Here is a 21520-nt window from a genome sequence, read left to right on the forward strand (position 1 = left end):
TGTGTCCGAGCACACCAACCTCGTACCCGGCCGTCGTGAGGCGACCGTGGAAGTCCACCGGTCCACCCCGCTCGCCCCGCTCCCGTCGGCGCCGGTCGTACCGGTGCAGCCGGGCACCATCCCGGCGGTGACGAGCATCGTCCTGCCGGACGGCCGCGTCGTCACCGGCTACTCCCGCGAACCCGCCAAGCCCGAACCGGTCGCGGCCAAGCCGCCCGTCTCACGCGCGGCATTGAACATCGCACTCGGGGGAATCGGGTTCGGCGCCGTCTGTGGCGGACTGTTCCTGCTGACCGCGTTCATCACTGCACTGACCGCGCTCATCACTCAGCTCATCACCCTCGCCGCCGTCATCTTCGGCGGCTGGGTCGCCGTGCAGGTCTTCAGCGCGAGCGGCCACAGCGGCGGCAACACCTTCAACATCCGCAAGGCCGTCTTCAAGCGCAACCACTTCCACGGCTAGCTACGCCCGAGGCGGGCGCCGTCTCACCACAAGCCTGCGCCCGCCCCGGTTCTCCTGTCCCTCCAACAGAACAAGGAGACCTTCAGCATGACCCAACGTCGTGCATTCGGCGAGGGCCATCCGGCCCATGCCACCCCATCGAGCGTGATGGGGGTGACGGCATGAACCGTCACCTCCTGTTTGCCGCCCTGGACGCCGCGGAGCGGGGATGGGCCGTCCTCCCGCTCCGTCCCGGCGACAAGCGTCCGGCCCTGCACGGTGAGGACGTGTGCCCCGGCATCGGGGACTGTGCGGGCGGTCACCGCAAGTGGGAAGAGCGCGCCACCATCGACCCCGACCGCATCCGTCGCGGGTGGGGCGACCTGCCGTTCAACGTTGGCATCGCGACCGGCCCGTCCGGGCTGGTCGTCGTTGACCTCGACATGCCCAAGCGGAAGAGTAGTGCGGACACGCCTAACGGCGTGACGACCTTCACGGCGCTCTGCGAGCGCGCCGGGCAGGCCGTGCCCACCACCCGCACGGTGCGGACCGCGAGCGGCGGGGTCCACCTGTACTTCACAGCCCCGTCTGGCGTCCGGCTCGGCAACACGGCCGGACGGCTCGGTAAGCGCATCGACACCCGCGCTTGGGGTGGCTACGTCGTCGCCTCTGGCAGCCTCACCCCCACGGGCGCCTATGCGGTCGTCAACGACATGCCGCTCGCACCCTTGCCGGAATGGCTGTGCGCCCGTCTGACGGTCCGTCAGCCTTCGCGGGCACTAACGGCTGCACCGTCGTCCGTGCGGGCGTCCAGCTATGCCGCAGCGGGCTTGAACGCGGAAATCGCGTCTGTGCGGCAGGCTCCGGAGGGCGAGCGCAACGGCACCTTGCTGCGGGCGGCGCGAGCCTTTGGGGCGGTTCATCGCGTGGGGCGACCTCCCCAGGGAGCAGGTTGAGGAGGCTCTTCAGTGGGCGGGGGAGCAGGCCGGTTTGTCGCCGCGGTCGTGTGAAGCGACCATTCGCAGCGGTCTGAACTGGTCGATTGCCCGCAACGGCCAGGGGAGGGCGGCATGAGCACCCCGCCCCGCCCTCCCCTGAAGAGCCTTCCCGCCACCCCGACGGATCCGTGCGTCGCCGCACAAGCCGCGCCCGGTCCGGCCGTGGGCGAGCCGAAAGGCGCCGCCCGCAAGGGCGTCCGAACTGCTCTTCGTCCTGACCCGCAGCAGGGCGACGGCCGGTACCCGCTCGCGTGGCTGTGCATCTGCGCACTGCGCGGCGCCGTGCCTACCGCCACCTCGAAGTGCCTGTGCGGCAGGGACCGCAGCGCCGTCGGCCACACGAAGGTGCTCGCCCTGATCGAAGACCACACGGCCCACCGCGACGCATGCCCGCTCCGCACCAACCAGGAAGGGAGGCAGGCGGCATGAGCACCAATCCGCCGGCACCCGCCATGGACGGCTCCGCACTGCTCGATGAGGTGGAAGCCTTCCACCGCCGCTTCAACATCTTCCCTCTCGAAGCCGCATACGTCGCCGTGACGCTGTGGGACGCGCACGCGCACCTGCTCGACTGCTTCGACTCCACACCGCGGCTTGCGTTCCTGTCGCCGGAGCCGGGGTCGGGCAAGTCCCGTGCGCTGGAGATCGTGGAAACCCTCGTGCCGCAACCGATGGTCGCGGTCAACGCCTCCGCCTCCGCGCTTTTCCGCGCGGTGTCCGGGATGGAGGGACGGCCCACGATCCTTTTCGATGAGATCGATACCGTCTTCGGTCCCAAGGCCGGAGAGAACGAACAGCTCCGTGGCTTCCTGAACGCTGGTCACCGCCGCTCCGGCGTCATGTGGCGCTGCGTCGGCGACGGTTCAAACCAGCAGGTACAGGAGTTCCCGTCGTTCTGCGGAGTTGCGGTCGCCGGTCTCGGCTCGCTGCCGGACACGATCCTCACGCGCTCGGTCATCGTCCGCATGCGCCGCCGCGCGCCGAACGAGCAGGTAGAGCCGTTCCGACAGCGCATCCACGAGAAGGAAGGCCACGCGCTGCGCGACCGGCTCGCCACCTGGGCACAATCCGTCCGTCACCTGGTCGACGGGGTGTTCCCGGAACTCCCTGAGGGCATCAGCGACCGGCCCGCGGACGTGTGGGAACCCCTGCTCGCCGTGGCCGACGCCGCGGGCGGCGCGTGGCCGGAGCGGGCCCGCACCGCGTGCATCGAGCTGGTGAACGCGGCCAAGACCAGCGACAAGGGCAGCATCGGTATCCGCCTGCTCACGGACCTGCGCGACTACGTGTTCAACGGCATCGACCGCCTGCCCACCGTCGCCATCCTCGACAGGCTGCACAGCCTCGAAGAGGCGCCGTGGGCGGACATGAGCGGCAAGCCGCTCGATGCCCGCGGGCTGTCGCGGATGCTGCGGGAGTACATGACCGCGGACAACACCCCCATCGCGGCCCGCAACATCAAGGCGGGCGGCAGCGTCATGAAGGGCTACTACGCGAGCGATTTGCACGACGCGTGGCAGCGCTACTGCCCACCCCCCGCTGAAAGTGCGCTACTTCCGCTACCTCCGCTACCGGGCAGCTCAGAGGCGGTTTCCGGGTAGCGGCAAGACGCTCCGCATCCGCTACCGGGAAACCCCATCCGCTACCCGCCCCGCGGCTACGAACCCGGGGCCGGTAGCGGCTCCATCCGCTACCGCTACCCCTATCCGCTACCTGGATCATGCCCCTGACCAGGGAGGTAGCGGAGGTAGCGGAAGTAGCGGACCTGACAGGAAGGGGGACCACCGCCCCCGGAACCCTGCCGAGGAGGCACCGCCGCATGACCACGGTTGTTGAACCCGCCGAACAGCTCCTCTACCGCCCCGAAGAGGTGGCCAAGGCTCTCAGGATCGGACGCTCGATGGTCTACGAGGAGATCCGCCTCGGACGCCTTCAGACCGTCCGCATCGGCCGTCGCCGACTCGTGCCGCCGGAGTACATCGCGCAGTACGTCGAACTCCTCAAGCGCGAGGCAGAGGCCACCGCCTGAACTCCCCACCACCCCAGTTCCACAGGGCCGCGCCCTTCAGGCGCGGCCCTGTCTTATGGAGGCACAACAGAAGATGAGCGAGACCCCGAAGCGCGCCCAAAGGGCTGGCCACGGCGCGGACACCATCTATTGGGACCCCGTCAAGAAGAGCTACGTCGGAGCCGTCTCCCTGGGATACGCCCCGAACGGCAAGCGCCGTCGGCCGAAGGTGTACGGCAAGACGAAGACCGAAGTCCGCAACAAGATCCGGGACCTGAAGAAGGAGGTGCAGACGGGCGTCAAAGCGCCGGCCAACTACACCGTGGCCGACGCGGTGAACGACTGGTTGGAGCGCGGGCTGAAGGGGCGCGACGAGAAGGGCACCATCGGCAAGAACCGCTCGATGGCGAACAAGCACCTGATCCCGTTCATCGGCAAGGCCAAGCTGAAGGAACTCAGCGCGGACGACGTCGACGACTGGTTGGACGACAGGGCTGAATTCCTCGCGACGCGAAGCCTGCGCGACCTTCTCGCCATCCTGCGCCGCTCCATCGCGCACGCTCAGCGCCGGGACAAGGCCGCGCGGAACGTCGCCCTACTCGTCACCGCACCAGAGGGGCGCCCCGGCCGTCCCAGCAAGGCACTCAACTTGGAACAGGCGAAAGCCGTGCTCACCGCAGCGCGCCCATCACGGCTGTACGCCTACCTCGTGCTCTCGCTCCTCAGCGGTGTGCGCACGGAAGAGGCGCGGCCCCTCACCTGGGATCACGTCTTCCTGGAGACGACGGACGGCATCCCGCCCCACGTCGCGGTGTGGCGTTCGGTGCGCAAGCACGGTGAGACCAAGACCAGGAAGAGCCGCCGGACAATCGCACTGCCGAAGCAGGTGGTCGAAGTCCTCGAAGAGCACATGCGATGGCAGAAGCAGGAGCGGGCGTCGAGAGGGATGGAGTGGAGCCCGACCGGCCGTGTCTTCACGACTCGGAGCGGCGAGCCGCTTGACGCGGCCAACGTCCGGCGCGACTTCAAGGCCATCGTGAAGAAGGCTGGGCTGAAGCCGGAGTGGACGCCGCGGGAGCTCCGGCACAGCTTCGTATCTCTGCTCTCCGATCACGGCATCCCCTTGGAGCGGATCGCGCTCTTGGTCGGTCACAGCAGCCAGGCGACCACAGAGGCGGTCTACCGCAAGCAACTCCGGCCCGTGATCACGCAGGGCGCCGAAGCGATGGATGACATCTTCGCCGAAGATCAGGAAGGGGAGGGCGCGGAGGGTCAGGAAGAGGGCGACGCGGTGGCCTGATCAAATTCGTTTGGCCCCCTGTTTGGCCCCCCGAGCATGAAAGAGGGCCATTCGCGATCATGCGAATGGCCCTCTGACCAGCGTCGGGGTGGCGGGATTTGAACCCACGACCTCTTCGTCCCGAACGAAGCGCGCTGCCAAGCTGCGCTACACCCCGATGTCGCTGCTTGTCGCGGCGACGTCGTTTACTTTAGCCCACCGGTGGCCGGAGACGAAATCCGGTTTTGCCGGGGTGGCGCCGAGGGTTGGGGCGGACGTGGTCGAGGATCACGAGGAGGACGGCCAGGGCGTAGAAGGACAGGCCCAGCAGGAGCGCGTTGGCGAGGGTGCTCTTGTAGCCGTGGTGGTCCACGTCGAGGAACGGGTAGAGGTAGCGGCCGGGCGTGCCGGGGGTGATCAGTTCGCCGCGGCCCAGGGAGAAGACCAGGTAGGCCACGGGGTAGAGGAGCCAGGCGCTGGTCTGGCGCAGGTGCAGCCGGCCGGGGGTGGTCAGGAGCAGCCAGTCCAGGAGGGCGGCGGCCGGGGTGACCGTGTGCAGGATGTGGCTCGCCAGGGCCTGCCATCGGGTGTGGACGTCGGGCGCGCTCGTCAGGGAGAACGGGGTCGCCGTGTCGGTCAGGAGCAGGTGGTGGACCAGCGCGGCGATGGTGACGTAGAGAAGGGTGGCGCCCGTCAGCGTGGCGGGGAGGGGGCGGCGGGCCAGCCAGGCCCTGCGGGCCGACAGGGTCAGGACCACGGCCAGCAGGATGTTGCTCTGGATCGCGAAGTGGCTCAGGACCCGGACCGGGGTGCCGATGATCAGGTCGATCGTCACGCCCAGGGCGGCCGTGGCGGCGATCAGCAGACGGTAGACGGCGGCCAGCGGACGGTGGGCGGGGCTCGTCACCGCTGTAGCGGGCACGTGCGACGGGAGCAGCGTGGACATGCCCGGGATCGCGGGGAGATCGGGGATGTCCCTGGGTATCGGCGCGGTCATGCCCTCACGGTAGGGAAAAGCCGCATATCAGGCGATGTGGGTGCGCCATGTGGGTGACCCGTCTCCCCGGGGGCCGTGGGCGGTCCCTGAACGGTCCGTGAGCGGCACCCATTCAGGGGTGCCGCCCGCCGGCGCCGCCCAGGCCGTTCCTGCCTAGTCCCGGCTCACCAGGGTCAGCAGGGTCGACTCCGGCGGGCACGCGAACCGTACCGGCGTGTAGCGGTTGGTACCGCAGCCCGCCGAGACGTGCAGGTAGGACGTGCGGCCCTCCGCCGTGTGCGCGGACAGGCCCTTGACCCGGTCGGTGTCCAGGTCGCAGTTGGTGACGAGGGCACCGTAGAAGGGGATGCACAGCTGGCCGCCGTGGGTGTGGCCGGCCAGGACCAGCGGGTAGCCGTCGGCCGTGTAGGAGTCCAGCACCCGCAGGTACGGGGCGTGCACCACGCCCATCGAGAAGTCCGCGGAGGCCGAGGGGCCGCCGGCCACCTGCGCGTAGCGGTCCCGCTTGATGTGCGGGTCGTCCAGGCCCGTCAGCTCGATCGAGACGCCCTCGACCTTCAGGGTGCCGCGGGTGTTCGTCAGGTTGAGCCAGCCCGCCCCGTCGAAGCCGTCGCGCAGGTCCTCCCACGGGTTGTGGATCACTCCCACGGCGGGCGCGTTGCCGTTGAGACCGTGTCGGCCGTTGGTCTTCTCCAGCAGGTAGCGGGCGGGGTTGCGCAGCTTGGGGCCGTAGTAGTCGTTCGAGCCGAAGACGTACGCGCCCGGGAGATCCAGCAGCGGACCCAGCGCGTCCAGGACCTCCGGGACGCCCTCCGGGTCGGAGAGGTTGTCGCCCGTGTTGATCACGAAGTCGGGGCGAAGGCCCGCCAGCGAGCGCAGCCAGCGCTGCTTCTTGCGCTGCCCGCTCACCATGTGGATGTCGGAGACCTGGAGCACGCGCAGGGGACGCATCCCGGCGGGGAGGACGGGGACCGTCACCCGTCGCAGACGGAAGGAACGGGCCTCGAAGCCCGCAGAGTAGACGAGTCCGGCGGCCGCGACCGCCGTGATGCCCAGGGGTACTCCGTATCGCGCGCGCATACGACCATCGTGTCAGACCGCGTCCGCGCGCCGTACCCGGCCGCCCCTTCCGGACCCCCCTTTAAATCAGCGGGCGTTCCGGCTTGCACACCTGCGACAATCGGACGCATGACCACGCTCAAGTCGAAGTTGCAGGAAGACCTCAACGCCGCGATCAGGGAGCGCGATGAGCTCCGCTCCTCGACTCTCCGGCTGACGCTCACCGCGATCACCAAGGAGGAGGTCGCGGGCAAGGAGAAGCGCGAGCTCTCCGACGACGAGGTACTCAAGGTGATCACCAAGGAGGCGAAGAAGCGCCGCGAGGCCGCGGACGCCTTCGAGCAGGGTGGTCGCGCCGAGTCGGCCGAGCGGGAGAAGGCGGAGGGCGAACTGCTCGCCACGTACCTGCCCAAGCAGCTGTCCGACGCGGAGCTGAACGAGATCGTCGCCCAGGCGGTCCAGGAGGCCAGGGCCGCCGGTGCCGAGGGGCCGCGGGCCATGGGTGCCGTCATGAAGATCGTGAACCCGAAGGTGGCCGGCCTCGCCGAGGGCGGCCGGGTGGCCGCCGTGGTCAAGCAGCTCCTGGCCGGCTGAGCGAACCGGACGCGGCTGTCCGACGGCGGCCTGACGGCGGCCCGGCTCCGGCCGCCGCGCGGACGAACGGCGCCGCGCGGACGAACGGCGCCGCGCGGACGAACGGCGCCGCGCGGACGAACGGCGCCGCGCGGACGAACGGCGCCGCGCGGACGAACGGCCCCCTCCTCCCCGTAGGGAGAAGGGGGCCGACGTTCTTCCGGGGGCCCGGACCGGGACCAGGCAAAGGCCCGGGTCAGTGCCGCCCGGGCCGCCGGCTCAGCCGCGGCCCCCGGTCCCGTTGCGGCCGCCGTTGTTCTGCCCCTGGATGAACCCGTCGGGGAGCGAGATCGACGGGTTCGGGGTGGTGCCGCCGTTCGCGCCGTTGTTCGCGCCGCCGTTCGCGCCGCCGTTCGCGCCGCCGATCGTCAGGCCGGCGATCAGACCGCCGTTGGCGTTGCCGTTGTTCCCGCCGGGGTTGCCGTTGTGGTCGCCGTCGCCGTCGCCCTTGTCCTTCTCGGGGTCCGGGATGTCGACGAGGTTGAAGGACTCGACGTTCTGGCCCGACAGGGCGCCCGTCATGGCGTCCTTCCAGATCGGGCCCGGGACCTCACCGCCGTAGACGAGCGGGCGGTAGACGCCGCCGATCGTGATGTTCTTCATCTGGACCTTCTGGGAGGCGCTGCCCACCCAGACCGCGCCCGACAGGTTCGGCGTGTAGCCGACGAACCAGGCGTTCTTGCGCTCGTCCGTCGTACCCGTCTTACCGGCGCTCTCGCGGTCGGTGAGGCCGGCCTGCTGGCCCGTACCGGAGTCGACCACGCCACGCAGCAGCGTGTTCACCGTGTCGGCCGTCTTCTCGCTCATCGCGCGCGAGCACGTCGACTTCGGGATCTCCAGCGACTTCTGCTGGTTGCCGACCTTCTGGGAGATCGACTCGATGGCGATCGGCGAGCAGTAGATGCCCCGGGAGGCGAAGGCGGCGTACGCGCTCGCCATCGTCAGCGGGGAGAGGCCCACCGCGCCGAGGGCGATGGAGGGGCTCTCGGGGAGCTTGGTGCCGTTGCCCTGCGTCACGTGCAGCGCGTCGGTCATCTTGACCACGGGGCACAGACCGATGTCGGAGATCATCTGGACGAAGTACGTGTTGACCGACTTCGCCATCGCCTCCTTCAGCTGGTACGGGCCCTTCTCCGACTCGCTCTCGTTCTCGACCTTCTCGCCCTCGCGGTTGGTCCACGGGTTGCTGCCGCAGGTCTGCACCGGGCTCGGGTAGTTCATGTCGTACGGCGACGAGTACTCCTGTGTCGCGGGCTTGCCGCCCTCCAGGGCGGCCGCCGCCACGAACGGCTTGAACGTCGAACCGGTCGGGAAGCCGTAGTTCGAACCGCCCATCACGGAGTTGACCGAGAAGTTGTACTCGGTCTCGTTCTTGCCGTAGCCGTACGGCTTCGACTGGCCCATCGCGACGATCTTGCCGCTGCCGGGCTCGATCAGGGTGGACGCCGCGGCGACCTTGTCCGACTTGTTGACGTGCTCCTTGAGCGAGGCCTGGACCGACTCCTGGGCCTGCGGCCGGAGCGTGGTGCGGATCGTCAGACCGCCCTGGTTCCAGAGCTTCGCCCGCTTCTCCTGCGTCTTGCCGAAGACCGGGTCGTTGAGGAAGACCTTCTCGACGTACTTGCAGAAGAAACTGGCGCCCCGGGCCGCGGTGATGCAGCCGTTCTTGGGCTGGCTGACCGCCAGCTTCAGCGGGGTCTCCTTGGCCTTGTCGGCCTCGGCCTGGGAGACGTCGCCGACCTCGGCCATGCGCTGGAGCACGATGTTGCGGCGCTTGGTGGCCTCGGCCTCGTCGTTCACGGGGTCGTAGCGGCTCGGGGACTGCACGATGCCGGCCAGCATCGCCGACTCCGGGAGGGTCAGGTCCTTGGCGTGCTTGGAGAAGTAGCGCTGGGCGGCCGCCTCGACGCCGTAGGCCTGCTCGCCGAAGAACGTGATGTTCAGGTAGTTCTCGAGGATCTTCTTCTTGCCGAGCTCCTCTTCCACCTGGATCGCGTACTTCAGCTCCTTGATCTTGCGGCCGAGGGTCTGCTGGGTGGCCTGCGCGACCTTCGTCGGGTCGTCGCCCGCCTCCTCGACGAAGACGTTCTTCACGTACTGCTGCGTGAGCGTGGAGGCACCCTGGGCGACACCGCTGCTCTGCACGTTCTGGTTCAGGGCGCGCAGGACGCCCTTCAGGTCGACCGCGCCGTGCTGGTAGAAGCGCGAGTCCTCGATCGCGACGATCGCCTTCTGCATGTACGGCGAGATGTTCTTGAGCTCCACCACCGTGCGGTCACGGGAGTACACCGTGGCGATCTGGCCGCCCTCGGCGTCGAGAATCGTGGTGCGCTGGCTCAGCGGCGGCGTCTTCAGGTTGGCCGGGAGCTCGTCGAAGCTCTCCACCGACCCCTTGGCGGCCAGACCCAGCGCGCCGAAGGCGGGCAGTGCGATACCGGCCAGGACGGCTCCCGCGAGCACGCTGACACCTAGGAACTTGGCGGCCTGCTGTGTTGCCGACAGGCCACCGCCCGAGCGCTTCTTTGGCATGAGGGCAGCCTACGTTCTCATTCGCCGGACACGCGTATATGCCTTGGCCTAAGCTGCTCTCAACTGTCACAGCAGTAGGGCTACGTATCAATACGTCCGGCGACCCCGAATCGTTCCGGAGGTTCCCCAACTTTTTTGGTGGGGGCGTGTCCGAATCCGCCTCCCGTGTCACCTGGCGCCCGTTGTGACTCGATAGAACTGTCCTATTTTGCCGGGATAGTCATGTATGTCGCCAGCTCACTCCCCCGGGTGATCTGCCGCTTACCCATAGTCCGTTCGGGCCATTCAAGATTGGGCCCGAAGGGGGTGTTGCGCTGTCCCCACCTTCCGTAACGTCCTCAACTGGCGGCGGTGAATATGCCGCTGCCGCCGTGGGGGAGCCTCGATTCGGGAGAGGACGGCGCCGGTATGGGCTGGGTAACCGACTGGAGTGCGCAGGCCGCCTGCCGCACTACCGATCCGGATGAACTGTTCGTGCAGGGAGCAGCGCAGAACAGGGCCAAGGCGGTGTGCACCGGATGTCCGGTACGCACTGAATGCCTGGCCGATGCGCTCGACAACCGCGTCGAGTTCGGCGTGTGGGGAGGCATGACGGAGCGGGAGCGCCGCGCACTGCTGCGCAGGCGACCCACCGTGACCTCCTGGCGCAGGCTGCTGGAGACGGCTCGTACGGAGTACGAGCGCGGTGCCGGCATCGTGTCGCTCGACGACGACGAGGTGTACGAGAACTACGCGGCGGTGGGCTGAGGTCCCCGGCGCTGAGCTGAGGGCTGCCTCGACCCAGCCGTCGGTGGGGGCCGGGTTCGACTCGGCTGTCGGCGGGCTTGCGCTCGACTCAGCCGTCGGTGGGCCCGGGCAGCTCCGGTCGGTGTGCCGCGAGCCGGTTTCCGATGTTCCGCAGTCCCGCGAGGTCGTGCACGTCGCCGGGCAGTGCGCCCACTTCGGCGACCGCCACCTCGGGGTGGAGCGCGGTGAAGCGGTCACGTGTGCGCCGCTCGCGGGAGAGCAGTTGCATACGTTCGGCGTGCAGGCGCAGCAGGCCTGCGGTGAGCTCCTCGACGCTGTGGTCGGCGGTGTGGTCAGCGCTGTGGTCGCCCCTGGGGTCGGCGCCGGTGGGCGGGTCGGTGGCCGGGGGCCCGGGCCGGGATGCGGGAGATTCTGAACTGCCGTACGTGTCGGGAGAGTTACGAAGTCCAGCTTTCCCGCCGTCCTGATCCACAATGCGGGGCTCGTCAAGATTTTCCGCGGCGGCCTCGGTGGGCTCGGCGGCGAGGTCGAGATTCTCCGCGGCGGCGAGTGCCCGTTCGGCCGACAGCCGGGCGGCTCCGCTGCCGTGGACCCGGTTGAGCACCAGGCCCGCCAGCGGCATCTTCTCGGCGGCCAGCCGCTCCACGAAGTACGCGGCCTCGCGCAGTGCGTCCCGTTCCGGGGCCGCGACCACCAGGAAGGCCGTCCCGGGCGCCTGGAGCAGCTTGTACGTCGCGTCCGCGCGCGTGCGGAAGCCGCCGAAGGTCGTGTCCATCGCGGCCACGAACGTCTGTACGTCCTTCAGCAGCTGACCGCCCAGCAGCTTGCCGAGGGTGCCGGTCATCATCGACATCCCGACGTTCAGGAACTTCATGCCCGCACGGCCGCCCAGCTTCGCCGGCGCGGTCAGCAGCCGGATCAGCCGCCCGTCCAGGAAGGACCCCAGCCGCTTCGGCGCGTCGAGGAAGTCGAGCGCCGAGCGGGACGGCGGCGTGTCGACGACGATCAGGTCCCATTCGTCCCGGGCCCGCAGCTGCCCGAGCTTCTCCATCGCCATGTACTCCTGCGTGCCCGCGAAGCCCGCCGAGAGCGACTGGTAGAAGGGGTTGTTCAGGATCGTGGCCGCCCGCTCCCGGTCCGCGTGCGCCTCGACGACCTCGTCGAAGGTGCGCTTCATGTCGAGCATCATGGCGTGCAGCTCGCCGCTCCCCTCGACGCCCTTGACCCGCCGCGGGGTGTTGTCGAGCGAGTCGATGCCCATCGACTGGGCCAGCCGACGGGCCGGGTCGATGGTGAGGACGACCACCTTGCGGCCCCGCTCGGCCGCCCGCAGGCCCAGCGCCGCCGCGGTGGTGGTCTTCCCGACCCCGCCCGAGCCGCAGCAGACGACGATGCGGGTCCCCGGGTCGTCGAGCAGCGGATCGACGTCGAGCAGGCGCGCCGGGGAGAGGCGACGCGCGGTGTCCTGCGCGGGCGTCGGGTCCGGGCTCATGACATCCCCTGCTTCCGCAGCTCGGTGGCCAGTTCGTACAGTCCCGCCAGGTCCATGCCCTCGGCGTGCAGCGGCAATTCGTGCAGCGGCAGGTCCAGCTCGCCCAGGACGGCGCGCTGCTCGTGTTCCAGGGCGTGCCGCTCGGCGTACTCCTCGGCCTGCGCGAGCAGCGGGTCCACCAGCCGTTCGGCGTTCCCGCCGCGCCGGGCGCCGCCGAGCCCGGCGCCGGACAGCGTGCGCGCCAGGGCGGTGCGCGGCACCGTCCGTACGAGTTCCAGGTCGGCCGCGTCCAACACCTCGGGCCGCACCATGTTCACGATGATCCGCCCCACCGGCAGCCTGGCGGCCCGCAGCTCCGCGATGCCGTCGGCGGTCTCCTGGACGGGCATCTCCTCCAGCAGCGTCACCAGGTGCACGGCAGTCTCCGCCGACTTCAGCACCCGCATCACGGCCTGCGCCTGATTGTGTATCGGCCCGATCCTCGCCAGGCCCGCCACCTCGTCGTTGACGTTGAGGAAGCGGGTGATGCGGCCCGTCGGGGGCGCGTCCATGACGACGTAGTCGTAGATGAACCGTCCGCTGCGGTCCTTCCTGCGCACCGCCTCGCACGCCTTACCGGTCAAAAGTACGTCTCTGAGGCCGGGCGCGATGGTGGTGGCGAAGTCGATCGCGCCGAGTTTCTTCAGCGCCCGCCCCGCGCCCCCGAGTTTGTAGAACATCTGGAGGTAGTCCAGAAGGGCCAGCTCGGGGTCGATGGCGAGGGCGAACACCTCCCCGCCCCCCGGAGCGACGGCGATCTTCCGCTCCTCGTAGGGCAGCGCCTCCGTCTCGAAGAGCTGCGCGATGCCCTGCCGGCCCTCGACCTCGACGAGAAGCGTCCGCTTCCCCTCGGTCGCGAGGGCCAGCGCGAGTGCGGCGGCGACCGTCGTCTTTCCGGTCCCGCCCTTGCCGCTGACGACCTGGAGCCTGCTCACGTCTTCGAGCGTAACCAGTCCGCGCCCGAGCCAACCGGCAGGCTGTGGACAAGAGGGGCGAGACTCGGCCACATGGCCCGGGCCCGGCGGGACGCCGGTCGGCCACTCGGCGACTGGTCGGCAGGTGGGGGGACGGCGTGACGCGCGGCGTCCCGGCCGGGCGCGGGCGGCCCTTGCCGCCGGTGGGGACGGGGTGCCGGTCGGTCCCTCGGCCCAGGTGCGGCGCGGGTCGTGGTCGGCCGTCCGTCCCACCGACCACAGCGGATACAGTCGCCCACATGACCAAGTGGGAATACGCAACCGTGCCGCTGCTCGTCCATGCCACGAAGCAGATTCTGGACACCTGGGGCGAGGACGGCTGGGAGCTCGTCCAGGTCGTGCCCGGGCCGAACAACCCCGAGCAGCTCGTGGCCTACCTGAAGCGGGAGCGGCAGGCGTGAGCGCGGTCGAGGCGAGGCTCGCCGAACTGGGCCTGACCCTGCCGGAGGTAGTGCCGCCGCTGGCCGCGTACCAGCCGGCCGTGCAGTCCGGCGTGTACGTGTACACCGCCGGCCAGCTCCCGATGGTGGAGGGCAAGCTTCCGGTCACCGGCAAGGTGGGCGCGGAGGTCACCGCGGAGGAGGCCAAGGGACTGGCCCGAACCTGCGCGCTGAACGCGCTGGCCGCCGTGAAGTCCGTCACCGGCGACCTGGACCGCATCGCGCGCGTGGTGAAGGTCGTCGGCTTCGTGGCCTCGGCGTCCGACTTCACCGGCCAGCCCGGTGTCGTCAACGGCGCCAGTGAGCTGCTGGCCGAGGTGCTCGGCGAGAAGGGCGTGCACGCGCGCAGCGCGGTCGGCGTGGCGGTGCTGCCGCTGGACGCGCCGGTGGAGGTCGAGATCCAGGTGGAGCTGACGCACGCGTAACCGCTCCCGGGAGCCCCGCCGGACGACTGCGGGACTCCGTGGGAGGCGGCTGTGGGGCATCCGCGGGAGGTCGGCGGAGGCTGGACATCCGCGGGAGATCCGTGCGAGGTCCGTGGGGCCTCCGTGGGAAGTCCGCGGCAGGTCCGCGGCAGGTCCGCGGGCTTTGCCCGGGCGTTCCCAGGGCCTACCGAGGCTCCTCGGCGGCCTTCCCCCGGGGCCCGTGATCGTGCCTCTCGAACATCCGCGCGCTACGGGATAGCCTCCGCCCATGGCGAATGGGCAGGCGAATGGGCAGTGGTTTCCCGCGGACTGGCCGGAGCGCATCCGTGCGCTCACGGAGGGCACGATCACGCCGGTGACCCCCCGGCGCGCGGCCACCGTCATGCTCCTGAAGGACACCGCCGACGGCCCCGCCGTGCACATGCTGCGCAGACGCGCCTCCATGGCCTTCGCCGGAGGCGCGTACGCGTACCCGGGCGGTGGCGTCGACGCCCGTGACGACGACCACCTCGTCCGCTGGGCGGGCCCCACGCGCGTGTGGTGGGCCGACCGGCTCGGCGTCGACGAGAAGGCGGCCCAGGCGATCGTCTGCGCGGCCGTACGGGAGACGTACGAGGAGGCAGGCGTCCTGCTCGCCGGACCGAGCCCCGAGACGGTGGTCGGCGACACCACGGGCGACGACTGGGAGACCGACCGTGCGGCCCTCGTCGCCCGCGACCTGTCCTTCGCCGAGTTCCTCGACCGCCGTGGCCTGGTCCTGCGCTCCGATCTCCTCGGCGCCTGGACCCGCTGGATCACCCCGGAGTTCGAGTCCCGCCGTTACGACACCTGGTTCTTCGTCGCCGCTCTTCCCGAGGGCCAGCGCACCCGCAACGCCTCCACGGAGGCCGACCGCACGGTGTGGATCCGGCCGCGGGAGGCGGCGGACGCGTACGACAAGGGTGAGCTGCTGATGATGCCGCCCACCGTGGCGACCCTGCGTCAGTTGCTCCCGTACCCGACCGCCGCCGCGACACTCGCTGCCGCGCCGGGTCGCGACCTGACGCCGGTGCTGGCCCGCGCGAGTCTGGAGAACGGCGACATCGTGCTCTCCTGGCCCGGCCACGACGAGTTCACCAAGCACATCCCGACCGGTGGAGCCCCCGAATGACGGACGCAGCAGCCCTTCCCGGCCAGCCGCGCGGCGGGGTCCTCTCCGGGCCGGCCACCGCGCGGTCCTTCAACGTCCTGGCGCCCAACGCCTCCGCGATGACCCTGGACGGCACGAACACCTGGATCCTCGCCGAGCCCGACTCCGAACTGGCCGTCGTGGTCGACCCGGGCCCGCTCGACGACGGTCACCTGCGCTCGGTCGTGGACACGGCCGAGAAGGCCGGCAGACGCGTCGCGCTGACCCTGCTGACGCACGGCCACCCCGACCACGCCGAGGGCGCCGCCCGCTTCGCCGAGCTGACGGGCACGAAGGTACGGGCCCTGGACCCGGCGCTGCGGCTGGGCGACGAGGGGCTGGGGTCCGGAGCCGTGATCGAGGTCGGCGGCCTGGAACTGAGGGTCGTACAGACCCCCGGCCACACCGCGGACTCCCTCTGCTTCCATCTCCCGGCCGACCGGGCCGTCCTGACCGGCGACACGATCCTGGGTCGCGGTACGACGGTGGTGGCGCACCCCGACGGCCGGCTGGGTGACTACCTGGACTCCCTGCGGCGGCTCAGGTCGCTCACGGTCGACGACGGCGTCCACACGGTGCTGCCGGGCCACGGGCCCGTCCTGGAGGACGCCCAGGGCGCCGTCGAGTTCTATCTCGCGCACCGTGCCCACCGGCTCGCCCAGGTGGAGACGGCCGTCGAGAACGGCCACCGCCGGCCGGCCGAGGTCGTCGCGCAGGTGTACGCGGACGTCGACCGGTCGCTGTGGCCGGCGGCGGAGTTGTCGGTGCGGGCGCAGCTGGAGTACCTGGAGGAGCACGGGCTCATCTAGCCGGCCGGTGCACGAGCCCACCAGTGGGGTCCGGGCCTCAGTCGGGCCTGGGCGCCTTGATGCCGTGCACGCGCGCGTACTCCTCGGCGAGCCACGGGCCGAGGTCGTCGACGTACGACCGCAGGACGTCCGGGGCGCCGGTCGGCTCGTACCCGCGCACCGCCGCGGCCCGCAGCTGCTCGGCCCGCCCGGGGTAGTAGCCGCCGAACGCCTCGGCCATCTCGCGCAGGTCGCTGGTCCAGCCGTTCCAGCGGGGCATGACGAGGGTGAAGCCGGTGCGGACCAGGTGTCGGGACATGAAGCGGACGAGGGGCCGCCGGGCCGCCTCGGTGTCCTCGGCGGTGGCGATCCGCTCCCGCCAGCGAGGCAGGAAGAGGGCCAGGTCCCCGTTCGTCTCGCGGGCGAGCAGCGGGTCGGGGCGGTAGCGCGGCAGGCGGGCGGCGAGGTCCTCGCCCAGGAGCGGGGTGCACAGGCACGCGAGGAACCAGCCGAGGTCGTGGCGCTCCAGTTCGCTCAGCACCCGCTCCCGGCCGACGAGCAGCGTGCCGCCCCCGTCGATCTGCGGAAACTCCTGGTCGAGCGTCTCGTCGAATGCTCGCGCCCGCGCCCGGTCCGCGTCGGTCGGCTCCTCGTGCAGCACGACGAGCAGATCCAGGTCGCTGCGTCCCATGCGCGCGGTGCCCCGCGGAATCGACCCGTAGAGGTACGCGCTGTGCAGCCGCGCCCCGAACACCTTCGGCAGCCGGTCCCGGGCCGCGGCGACGACGGGCCGGTAGCCGTGCGGCACGCGCGCGAGGGAGCCTTCGCGCGCGATGTAGCCCTGCGCGTCCAGCCCCGGGCGGTGAACGGTTTCGGTCATGCGTTCACTGTGCCCGGGGGATGCGGGTAGGCGCGGCTGGTTTTCGACGGGTGGGGCGACCGTCCGCCGGTGGCTGACGGTCGCCGTGCGTCAGCAGGGTCAGCGCGAACGCTTCGCCAGTCGCTCCACGTCCAGCAGGATCACCGCGCGTGCCTCCAGCCGGAGCCAGCCGCGCTGGGCGAAGTCGGCGAGCGCCTTGTTGACCGTCTCGCGCGAGGCGCCGACGAGCTGGGCCAGTTCCTCCTGCGTCAGGTCGTGGACGACGTGGATGCCTTCCTCGGACTGCACGCCGAAGCGCCGGGAGAGGTCCAGCAGGGCGCGGGCCACACGGCCCGGGACGTCCGAGAAGACCAGGTCGGACATGGCGTCGTTGGTCTTGCGCAGCCGGCGGGCGACGGCGCGCAGCAGCGCGGTGGCCACCTCGGGGCGGGCGTTCAGCCAGGGCTGGAGGTCGCCGTGGCCGAGGCCGAGCATCTTGACCTCGGTCAGCGCGGTGGCCGTCGCCGTGCGAGGGCCCGGGTCGAAGAGCGACAGCTCACCGATGAGCTCGCTGGGGCCGACCACCGCGAGCATGTTCTCGCGGCCGTCGGGGGAGGTGCGATGCAGCTTGACCTTGCCCTCGGTGACCACGTAGAGCCGGTCGCCCGGGTCGCCCTCGTGGAAGAGGGAGTCGCCGCGTGCCAGGGTCACCTCACTCATGGAGGCGCGCAGCTCCGCGGCCTGCTCGTCGTCGAGTGCCGCGAAGAGCGGGTTGCGCCGCAGAACGTCGTCCACGAGTTCTCTCCTTGTCGACCTGCTCAGGGGATCTTGCTCCCCGGTGTACCAGGGGACCGTGTTCCCCGTTTTGCCGGACGGTCCAAACAGTGTGATCTGTCACAAGGATGCCGCACACGTGTCCCGAGGTAAGCGGCAGGGGGCCAATTGGGGGCCGATCTTCGAGGTCCGAGGCGGATGTCGGTGCCGGGCTTTAGGCTGGCCGGGTGTCCAAATCGCCGGTGAGAGCACAGGCCAAGGGGGCTGGACGGGTGGTTGTACGGCGTGATTCCGCTGTGGGCGAACAGGAGTCCAGCGGCGGTGAGAAAACGGCGAAGGCGGCAAAGGCGACGAAAGCAACAAAGGCGGTAAAGACCAAAAAGGCAGTGACAGCGGATCCGGTGAAGAAGGCCGCCGTCAAGCCCGCGAAGGCCGAGTCCCACACCTCGCTCGTCCGCCGCGCCCGCCGGATCAACCGCGAGCTCGCCGAGGTCTATCCCTACGCCCACCCCGAGCTGGACTTCGAGAACCCCTTCCAACTGCTGGTCGCCACGGTCCTGTCCGCCCAGACCACGGACCTCCGGGTCAACCAGACCACGCCCGCCCTGTTCGCCAAGTACCCCACCCCCGAGGACCTGGCGGTCGCCAACCCCGAGGAGGTCGAGGAGATCCTCCGTCCCACGGGCTTCTTCCGGGCCAAGACCCGGTCGGTGATAGGCCTCTCGAAGGCACTGGCCGAGCAGTTCGGCGGCGAGGTCCCGGGCCGGCTCGAGGATCTCGTCAAGCTGCCCGGCGTTGGCCGCAAGACCGCCTTCGTCGTGCTGGGCAACGCTTTCGGGCGCCCCGGCATCACCGTGGACACGCATTTCCAGCGCCTGGTGAAGCGCTGGCAGTGGACCGACGAGAGCGAGCCGGACAAGATCGAGGCCGCCGTCGGCGCGCTCTTCCCCAAGAGCGAGTGGACGATGCTCTCGCACCACGTGATCTTCCACGGCCGCCGGATCTGCCACGCCCGCAAGCCCGCCTGCGGTGCCTGCCCCATCGCCCCGCTCTGCCCGGCGTACGGCGAGGGTGAGACGGACCCGGAGAAGGCGAAGAAGCTCCTCAAGTACGAGAAGGGCGGCTACCCGGGCCAGCGCCTGAAGCCCCCGCAGTCCTACCTGGACGCGGGCGGCAGGCCGGCCCCGCCGCTGGGGGCCGGATGAGGAGACGACGAACGGGACGGCAGGAGCGGCGAGCGGTACGGCGGGAGCGCCGGTCGGGACGGCGTGAGTGTCGGCCGGGACGCCGGGAGTGCCGAACGGGGCTGCCGACTGACGGGGAGCCGGCGTTCGGCGGGGGCGGGCGGGCGACCGCCGCCGAGCTCGTCACCCGGGGCTGCGGGCGGCCGGCGAGAGGGCGACGGGCCGACCGTGCGGGCCGGAGCGCCCGCACGGCGCGGACCGTCCGCACGGCCCGGAGCATCCGATGTATCGGAAATATCCCGAATGTTCAGAACTGTCGCAGCTGTCGGAGCGCCCGGAACGATTCGCGGGTCGTGGTGCGTTGGAGCAGGCAGGACGACGGGGGTGGCGATGACGCGGGCGAGTGATACGCAGGATGGGCCGGTGGCGCTCAGCAAGAGCGGGCTGCCGGGGTGGCTCGACCCGGTGGTGCACGCCGTCGAGACGGTCGAGCCGCTTCAGCTGAGCCGCTTCCTGCCGCCGGAGAACGGCGCGGGCCGGCAGTCCGCCGTTCTCATCCTCTTCGGCGACGGGGAGCGTGGTCCCGAACTGCTGCTGATGGAGCGGTCCAGCTCGCTGCGCTCCCATGCCGGGCAACCCTCCTTCCCCGGCGGTGCCCTGGACCCGGAGGACGGCGACCCGAAGGCCGACGGGCCGCTGCGCGCCGCCCTGCGCGAGGCCGAGGAGGAGACCGGCCTCGACCCCGGCGGTGTCCAGCTCTTCGGCGTGCTGCCCAAGCTGTACATCCCGGTCAGCGGCTTCGTCGTCACCCCGGTGCTGGGCTGGTGGCGTGAGCCGAGCCCGGTCGGGGTCGTCGACCCGAACGAGACGGCCCGGGTCTTCACGGTCCCCGTGGCGGATCTCACGGACCCCGGAAACCGCGCCACCACCGTCCACCCCAGCGGTCACCGAGGTCCGGCATTCCTGGTCGAATCGGCCCTGGTGTGGGGCTTCACGGCGGGCGTGATCGACCGCCTGCTCCACTACGCGGGCTGGGAGCGCCCCTGGGACCGCGAGAAGACAGTGCCACTCGACTGGCGGTCATGACAGGGTGTCCACCGTGCTGTGTCCATCCGGGGGACGACCCCCGGACCTACCGCGGCCGTCTGGAGTGACCCGAAAGTGTTGAGGCGAGGCCTGAAGCGGTGAACGTGCTGGACATCCTGCTGCTGGTCGCGGCCGTGTGGTTCGCGATCGTCGGCTATCGCCAGGGATTCGTCGTCGGCATCCTGTCGGTGATCGGCTTCCTGGGCGGCGGTCTCGTCGCCGTCTACGTATTGCCCGTCATCTGGGACTGGTTGACCGACAACTCGGAGGTCAGCACCACGGCCGCCGTCGTCGCGGTGGTCGTCGTCATCGTCTGCGCCTCCGTCGGGCAGGCCCTGACCACCCACCTCGGCAACAAGCTGCGGCGGTACATCACCTGGTCCCCGGCCCGCGCGCTGGACGCGACGGGCGGCGCCCTCGTCAACGTCGTCGCCATGCTGCTGGTCGCCTGGCTGATCGGCTCGGCGCTGGCCGGCACCACCCTGCCGACGCTCGGCAAGGAGGTCCGCAGCTCCAAGGTGCTCCTCGGTGTCTCCCGGGCATTGCCCGCCCAGGCCGACACCTGGTTCGCCGACTTCTCCTCGGTCCTCGCGCAGAACGGCTTCCCGCAGGTCTTCAGCCCGTTCGCGAACGAGCCGATCACCGACGTGCAGCCCCCGGATCCGGCCCTCGCGAACAGCGCGGTCGCCCTGCGCGCCCAGCGTTCCATCGTCAAGGTCACCGGCACCGCCGAGAGCTGCGGCAAGGTACTGGAGGGCACCGGCTTCGTCTTCGGCGACCGCCGTGTGATGACCAACGCCCACGTCGTCGGCGGCGTCGACGAGCCCACCGTCCAGATCGGCGGCGAGGGCAGGCGGTACGACGCCACGGTCGTCCTGTACGACTGGCAGCGCGACATCGCCGTACTCGACGTACCGGATCTCGAAGCGCCCGCCCTGAAGTTCTCGTCCGCGGACGCGGCGAGCGGGGACAGCGCGATCGTCGCGGGCTTCCCGGAGAACGGCTCGTACGACGTGCGTGCCGCGCGCGTGCGGGGGCGCATCTCGGCCAACGGGCCGGACATCTACCACCACGGCACCGTGCGCCGCGACGTCTACTCGCTCTACGCGACCGTCCGCCAGGGCAACTCCGGCGGCCCGCTGCTCACGCCCGACGGCAAGGTGTACGGCGTGGTGTTCGCGAAGTCGCTGGACGACGCCGACACGGGGTACGCGCTGACCGTCGACGAGATCCGGCAGGACATCGCCAAGGGACGGAGTGCGAACCAGCAGGTGGGCACCGACAGCTGCGCGCTGTAGGCCGGCCTGGCCCGCGCCGCGTCAGCCGCGCGGATGGCGCAGACGCACCGAGACCCAGCGGGCCCTACGGCGCAGGATGCGCGGGATCCCCACCCTGGGGTCCGCCCCCGCGAGTTGCGGGGTGCCCCTCTGGTGGGAGCTCAGACCACCGGCCGAGCGGCGGTCGCGTGCTGCGTCACTGTAGTCGTGCGTCCAGCCCATACCCCGACGTCTGCCCCTGCCCCAAGGTCGATAACCGCCTCGGAGGCGCCCAATTGGCCTATGCGCCAGGCAATTGGCTGTTCGTAGGACAGGTGTTCAG

At 70.4% G+C, this 21520-nt stretch carries 22 protein-coding genes, 1 tRNA gene and 1 pseudogene; 15 read left to right on the top strand and 9 right to left on the bottom strand.

The window, feature by feature from the left end; translation table 11 throughout:
• Position 1: 1 nt before the first annotated feature.
• The 6 genes and pseudogenes from ACFV0T_RS07925 (at position 2) to xerC (ending at position 4748) form a co-directional block, all read left to right on the top strand.
• Complete coding sequence (locus ACFV0T_RS07925; RefSeq protein ID WP_385775661.1) at positions 2 to 463, top strand: hypothetical protein; 462 nt, start codon at positions 2 to 4, stop codon at positions 461 to 463.
• 161 nt (positions 464 to 624) lie between these two features.
• Positions 625 to 1516 (top strand): annotated as a pseudogene (locus tag ACFV0T_RS07930) (bifunctional DNA primase/polymerase).
• Positions 1513 to 1869 (top strand): hypothetical protein, encoded by a 357-nt coding sequence (locus tag ACFV0T_RS07935; protein WP_385775663.1) that lies wholly within the window; start codon positions 1513 to 1515, stop codon positions 1867 to 1869. Before ACFV0T_RS07930 ends, ACFV0T_RS07935 begins: the two are co-directional and overlap by 4 nt.
• A complete protein-coding gene (locus tag ACFV0T_RS07940) occupies positions 1866 to 3041 on the top strand; it encodes a DUF3631 domain-containing protein (protein WP_385775665.1) in 1176 nt (391 codons plus the stop codon). The genes ACFV0T_RS07935 and ACFV0T_RS07940 overlap by 4 nt, the downstream gene beginning before the upstream one ends.
• 218 nt (positions 3042 to 3259) lie before the next feature.
• The gene (locus tag ACFV0T_RS07945) at positions 3260 to 3469 is read left to right on the top strand and encodes a helix-turn-helix domain-containing protein (protein WP_385775667.1); all 210 of its coding nucleotides are present in this window, start codon (positions 3260 to 3262) and stop codon (positions 3467 to 3469) included.
• Positions 3470 to 3542: 73 nt separating this feature from the next.
• Positions 3543 to 4748 carry a tyrosine recombinase XerC gene (gene xerC / locus ACFV0T_RS07950; protein ID WP_385775670.1) on the top strand — a complete coding sequence of 402 codons (1206 nt, stop codon included), beginning with the start codon at positions 3543 to 3545 and terminating at the stop codon, positions 4746 to 4748.
• A gap of 83 nt (positions 4749 to 4831) precedes the next feature.
• Here xerC and ACFV0T_RS07955 read toward each other — a convergent pair.
• From ACFV0T_RS07955 to ACFV0T_RS07965, 3 genes are all read right to left on the bottom strand, one after another.
• A tRNA-Pro gene (locus ACFV0T_RS07955) sits at positions 4832 to 4905 on the bottom strand.
• A gap of 33 nt (positions 4906 to 4938) precedes the next feature.
• Positions 4939 to 5724 carry a Pr6Pr family membrane protein gene (locus ACFV0T_RS07960; protein WP_385775672.1) on the bottom strand — a complete coding sequence of 262 codons (786 nt, stop codon included), beginning with the start codon at positions 5722 to 5724 and terminating at the stop codon, positions 4939 to 4941.
• A 153-nt stretch (positions 5725 to 5877) separates the two neighbouring features.
• Positions 5878 to 6804 carry a metallophosphoesterase gene (locus ACFV0T_RS07965; protein WP_385775674.1) on the bottom strand — a complete coding sequence of 309 codons (927 nt, stop codon included), beginning with the start codon at positions 6802 to 6804 and terminating at the stop codon, positions 5878 to 5880.
• Between the two features lie 108 nt (positions 6805 to 6912).
• Here ACFV0T_RS07965 and ACFV0T_RS07970 point away from each other — a divergent pair, with 108 nt between their 5' ends.
• The gene (locus tag ACFV0T_RS07970; protein WP_385775676.1) at positions 6913 to 7377 is read left to right on the top strand and encodes a GatB/YqeY domain-containing protein; all 465 of its coding nucleotides are present in this window, start codon (positions 6913 to 6915) and stop codon (positions 7375 to 7377) included.
• A 258-nt stretch (positions 7378 to 7635) separates the two neighbouring features.
• Here ACFV0T_RS07970 and ACFV0T_RS07975 read toward each other — a convergent pair whose 3' ends face one another.
• Positions 7636 to 9945 (bottom strand): transglycosylase domain-containing protein, encoded by a 2310-nt coding sequence (locus ACFV0T_RS07975; RefSeq protein WP_385775678.1) that lies wholly within the window; start codon positions 9943 to 9945, stop codon positions 7636 to 7638.
• A gap of 408 nt (positions 9946 to 10353) precedes the next feature.
• Between ACFV0T_RS07975 and wblA the strand changes: the two genes are divergently transcribed.
• Positions 10354 to 10692, top strand: a complete 339-nt coding sequence (gene wblA / locus ACFV0T_RS07980; protein WP_385775918.1) for a transcriptional regulator WblA — start codon at positions 10354 to 10356, stop codon at positions 10690 to 10692.
• A gap of 88 nt (positions 10693 to 10780) precedes the next feature.
• On the opposite strand, the gene ACFV0T_RS07985 is transcribed toward wblA, so the two are convergent.
• The gene (locus ACFV0T_RS07985) at positions 10781 to 12184 is read right to left on the bottom strand and encodes an ArsA family ATPase (RefSeq protein ID WP_385775680.1); all 1404 of its coding nucleotides are present in this window, start codon (positions 12182 to 12184) and stop codon (positions 10781 to 10783) included.
• On the bottom strand, positions 12181 to 13158 hold the full coding sequence (locus tag ACFV0T_RS07990; RefSeq protein ID WP_385775683.1) for an ArsA-related P-loop ATPase: 978 nt from the start codon (positions 13156 to 13158) through the stop codon (positions 12181 to 12183). The genes ACFV0T_RS07985 and ACFV0T_RS07990 overlap by 4 nt, the downstream gene beginning before the upstream one ends.
• A 278-nt stretch (positions 13159 to 13436) precedes the next feature.
• Between ACFV0T_RS07990 and ACFV0T_RS07995 the strand changes: the two genes are divergently transcribed.
• The 4 genes from ACFV0T_RS07995 to ACFV0T_RS08010 all read left to right on the top strand — a co-directional run bounded on the left by ACFV0T_RS07995 (position 13437) and on the right by ACFV0T_RS08010 (position 16039).
• Positions 13437 to 13598, top strand: a complete 162-nt coding sequence (locus ACFV0T_RS07995; protein WP_010986011.1) for a DUF4177 domain-containing protein — start codon at positions 13437 to 13439, stop codon at positions 13596 to 13598.
• Positions 13595 to 14062, top strand: a complete 468-nt coding sequence (locus ACFV0T_RS08000) for a RidA family protein (RefSeq protein WP_385775686.1) — start codon at positions 13595 to 13597, stop codon at positions 14060 to 14062. The genes ACFV0T_RS07995 and ACFV0T_RS08000 overlap by 4 nt, the downstream gene beginning before the upstream one ends.
• Positions 14063 to 14330: 268 nt before the next feature.
• Positions 14331 to 15212, top strand: coding sequence for an NUDIX hydrolase (locus ACFV0T_RS08005; RefSeq protein ID WP_385775688.1), 882 nt, complete (start codon positions 14331 to 14333; stop codon positions 15210 to 15212).
• Complete coding sequence (locus ACFV0T_RS08010) at positions 15209 to 16039, top strand: MBL fold metallo-hydrolase (protein WP_385775690.1); 831 nt, start codon at positions 15209 to 15211, stop codon at positions 16037 to 16039. The genes ACFV0T_RS08005 and ACFV0T_RS08010 overlap by 4 nt, the downstream gene beginning before the upstream one ends.
• A 37-nt stretch (positions 16040 to 16076) precedes the next feature.
• On the opposite strand, the gene ACFV0T_RS08015 is transcribed toward ACFV0T_RS08010, so the two are convergent.
• Positions 16077 to 16898: a nucleotidyltransferase domain-containing protein gene (locus tag ACFV0T_RS08015; protein WP_385775693.1), complete on the bottom strand. Its 822-nt coding sequence runs from the start codon at positions 16896 to 16898 to the stop codon at positions 16077 to 16079.
• Between the two features lie 99 nt (positions 16899 to 16997).
• Positions 16998 to 17672, bottom strand: coding sequence for a Crp/Fnr family transcriptional regulator (locus ACFV0T_RS08020; RefSeq protein WP_351138581.1), 675 nt, complete (start codon positions 17670 to 17672; stop codon positions 16998 to 17000).
• 275 nt (positions 17673 to 17947) lie between these two features.
• Between ACFV0T_RS08020 and nth the strand changes: the two genes are divergently transcribed.
• The 3 genes from nth (at position 17948) to ACFV0T_RS08035 (ending at position 21219) form a co-directional block, all read left to right on the top strand.
• Positions 17948 to 18856 (top strand): endonuclease III, encoded by a 909-nt coding sequence (gene nth / locus ACFV0T_RS08025; RefSeq protein ID WP_385775695.1) that lies wholly within the window; start codon positions 17948 to 17950, stop codon positions 18854 to 18856.
• A gap of 369 nt (positions 18857 to 19225) precedes the next feature.
• Positions 19226 to 19921, top strand: a complete 696-nt coding sequence (locus tag ACFV0T_RS08030) for an NUDIX hydrolase (RefSeq protein WP_385775697.1) — start codon at positions 19226 to 19228, stop codon at positions 19919 to 19921.
• Positions 19922 to 20019: 98 nt separating this feature from the next.
• Positions 20020 to 21219 carry a MarP family serine protease gene (locus tag ACFV0T_RS08035; RefSeq protein WP_385775699.1) on the top strand — a complete coding sequence of 400 codons (1200 nt, stop codon included), beginning with the start codon at positions 20020 to 20022 and terminating at the stop codon, positions 21217 to 21219.
• 21 nt (positions 21220 to 21240) lie between these two features.
• On the opposite strand, the gene ACFV0T_RS08040 is transcribed toward ACFV0T_RS08035, so the two are convergent.
• Entirely contained in the window at positions 21241 to 21420 is a 180-nt protein-coding gene (locus ACFV0T_RS08040) for a hypothetical protein (protein WP_385775701.1), read from the bottom strand.
• Between the last annotated feature and the right edge of the window lie 100 nt (positions 21421 to 21520).

This window comes from Streptomyces sp. NPDC059582 (assembly GCF_042735715.1).
GTDB lineage: Bacteria > Actinomycetota > Actinomycetes > Streptomycetales > Streptomycetaceae > Streptomyces.

Bases quoted from the DNA above. Each gene is read 5' to 3' on its own strand.
- ACFV0T_RS07935 (WP_385775663.1), top strand. From the start codon at position 1,513: ATGAGCACCCCGCCCCGCCCTCCCCTGAAGAGCCTTCCCGCCACCCCG.
- ACFV0T_RS07940 (WP_385775665.1), top strand. From the start codon at position 1,866: ATGAGCACCAATCCGCCGGCACCCGCCATGGACGGCTCCGCACTGCTC.
- ACFV0T_RS07945 (WP_385775667.1), top strand. From the start codon at position 3,260: ATGACCACGGTTGTTGAACCCGCCGAACAGCTCCTCTACCGCCCCGAA.
- xerC (WP_385775670.1), top strand. From the start codon at position 3,543: ATGAGCGAGACCCCGAAGCGCGCCCAAAGGGCTGGCCACGGCGCGGAC.
- ACFV0T_RS07960 (WP_385775672.1), bottom strand. From the start codon at position 5,724: ATGACCGCGCCGATACCCAGGGACATCCCCGATCTCCCCGCGATCCCG.
- ACFV0T_RS07965 (WP_385775674.1), bottom strand. From the start codon at position 6,804: ATGCGCGCGCGATACGGAGTACCCCTGGGCATCACGGCGGTCGCGGCC.
- ACFV0T_RS07970 (WP_385775676.1), top strand. From the start codon at position 6,913: ATGACCACGCTCAAGTCGAAGTTGCAGGAAGACCTCAACGCCGCGATC.
- ACFV0T_RS07975 (WP_385775678.1), bottom strand. From the start codon at position 9,945: ATGCCAAAGAAGCGCTCGGGCGGTGGCCTGTCGGCAACACAGCAGGCC.
- wblA (WP_385775918.1), top strand. From the start codon at position 10,354: ATGGGCTGGGTAACCGACTGGAGTGCGCAGGCCGCCTGCCGCACTACC.
- ACFV0T_RS07985 (WP_385775680.1), bottom strand. From the start codon at position 12,184: ATGAGCCCGGACCCGACGCCCGCGCAGGACACCGCGCGTCGCCTCTCC.
- ACFV0T_RS07995 (WP_010986011.1), top strand. From the start codon at position 13,437: ATGACCAAGTGGGAATACGCAACCGTGCCGCTGCTCGTCCATGCCACG.
- ACFV0T_RS08005 (WP_385775688.1), top strand. From the start codon at position 14,331: ATGGCGAATGGGCAGGCGAATGGGCAGTGGTTTCCCGCGGACTGGCCG.
- ACFV0T_RS08010 (WP_385775690.1), top strand. From the start codon at position 15,209: ATGACGGACGCAGCAGCCCTTCCCGGCCAGCCGCGCGGCGGGGTCCTC.
- ACFV0T_RS08015 (WP_385775693.1), bottom strand. From the start codon at position 16,898: ATGACCGAAACCGTTCACCGCCCGGGGCTGGACGCGCAGGGCTACATC.
- ACFV0T_RS08030 (WP_385775697.1), top strand. From the start codon at position 19,226: ATGACGCGGGCGAGTGATACGCAGGATGGGCCGGTGGCGCTCAGCAAG.
- ACFV0T_RS08040 (WP_385775701.1), bottom strand. From the start codon at position 21,420: ATGGGCTGGACGCACGACTACAGTGACGCAGCACGCGACCGCCGCTCG.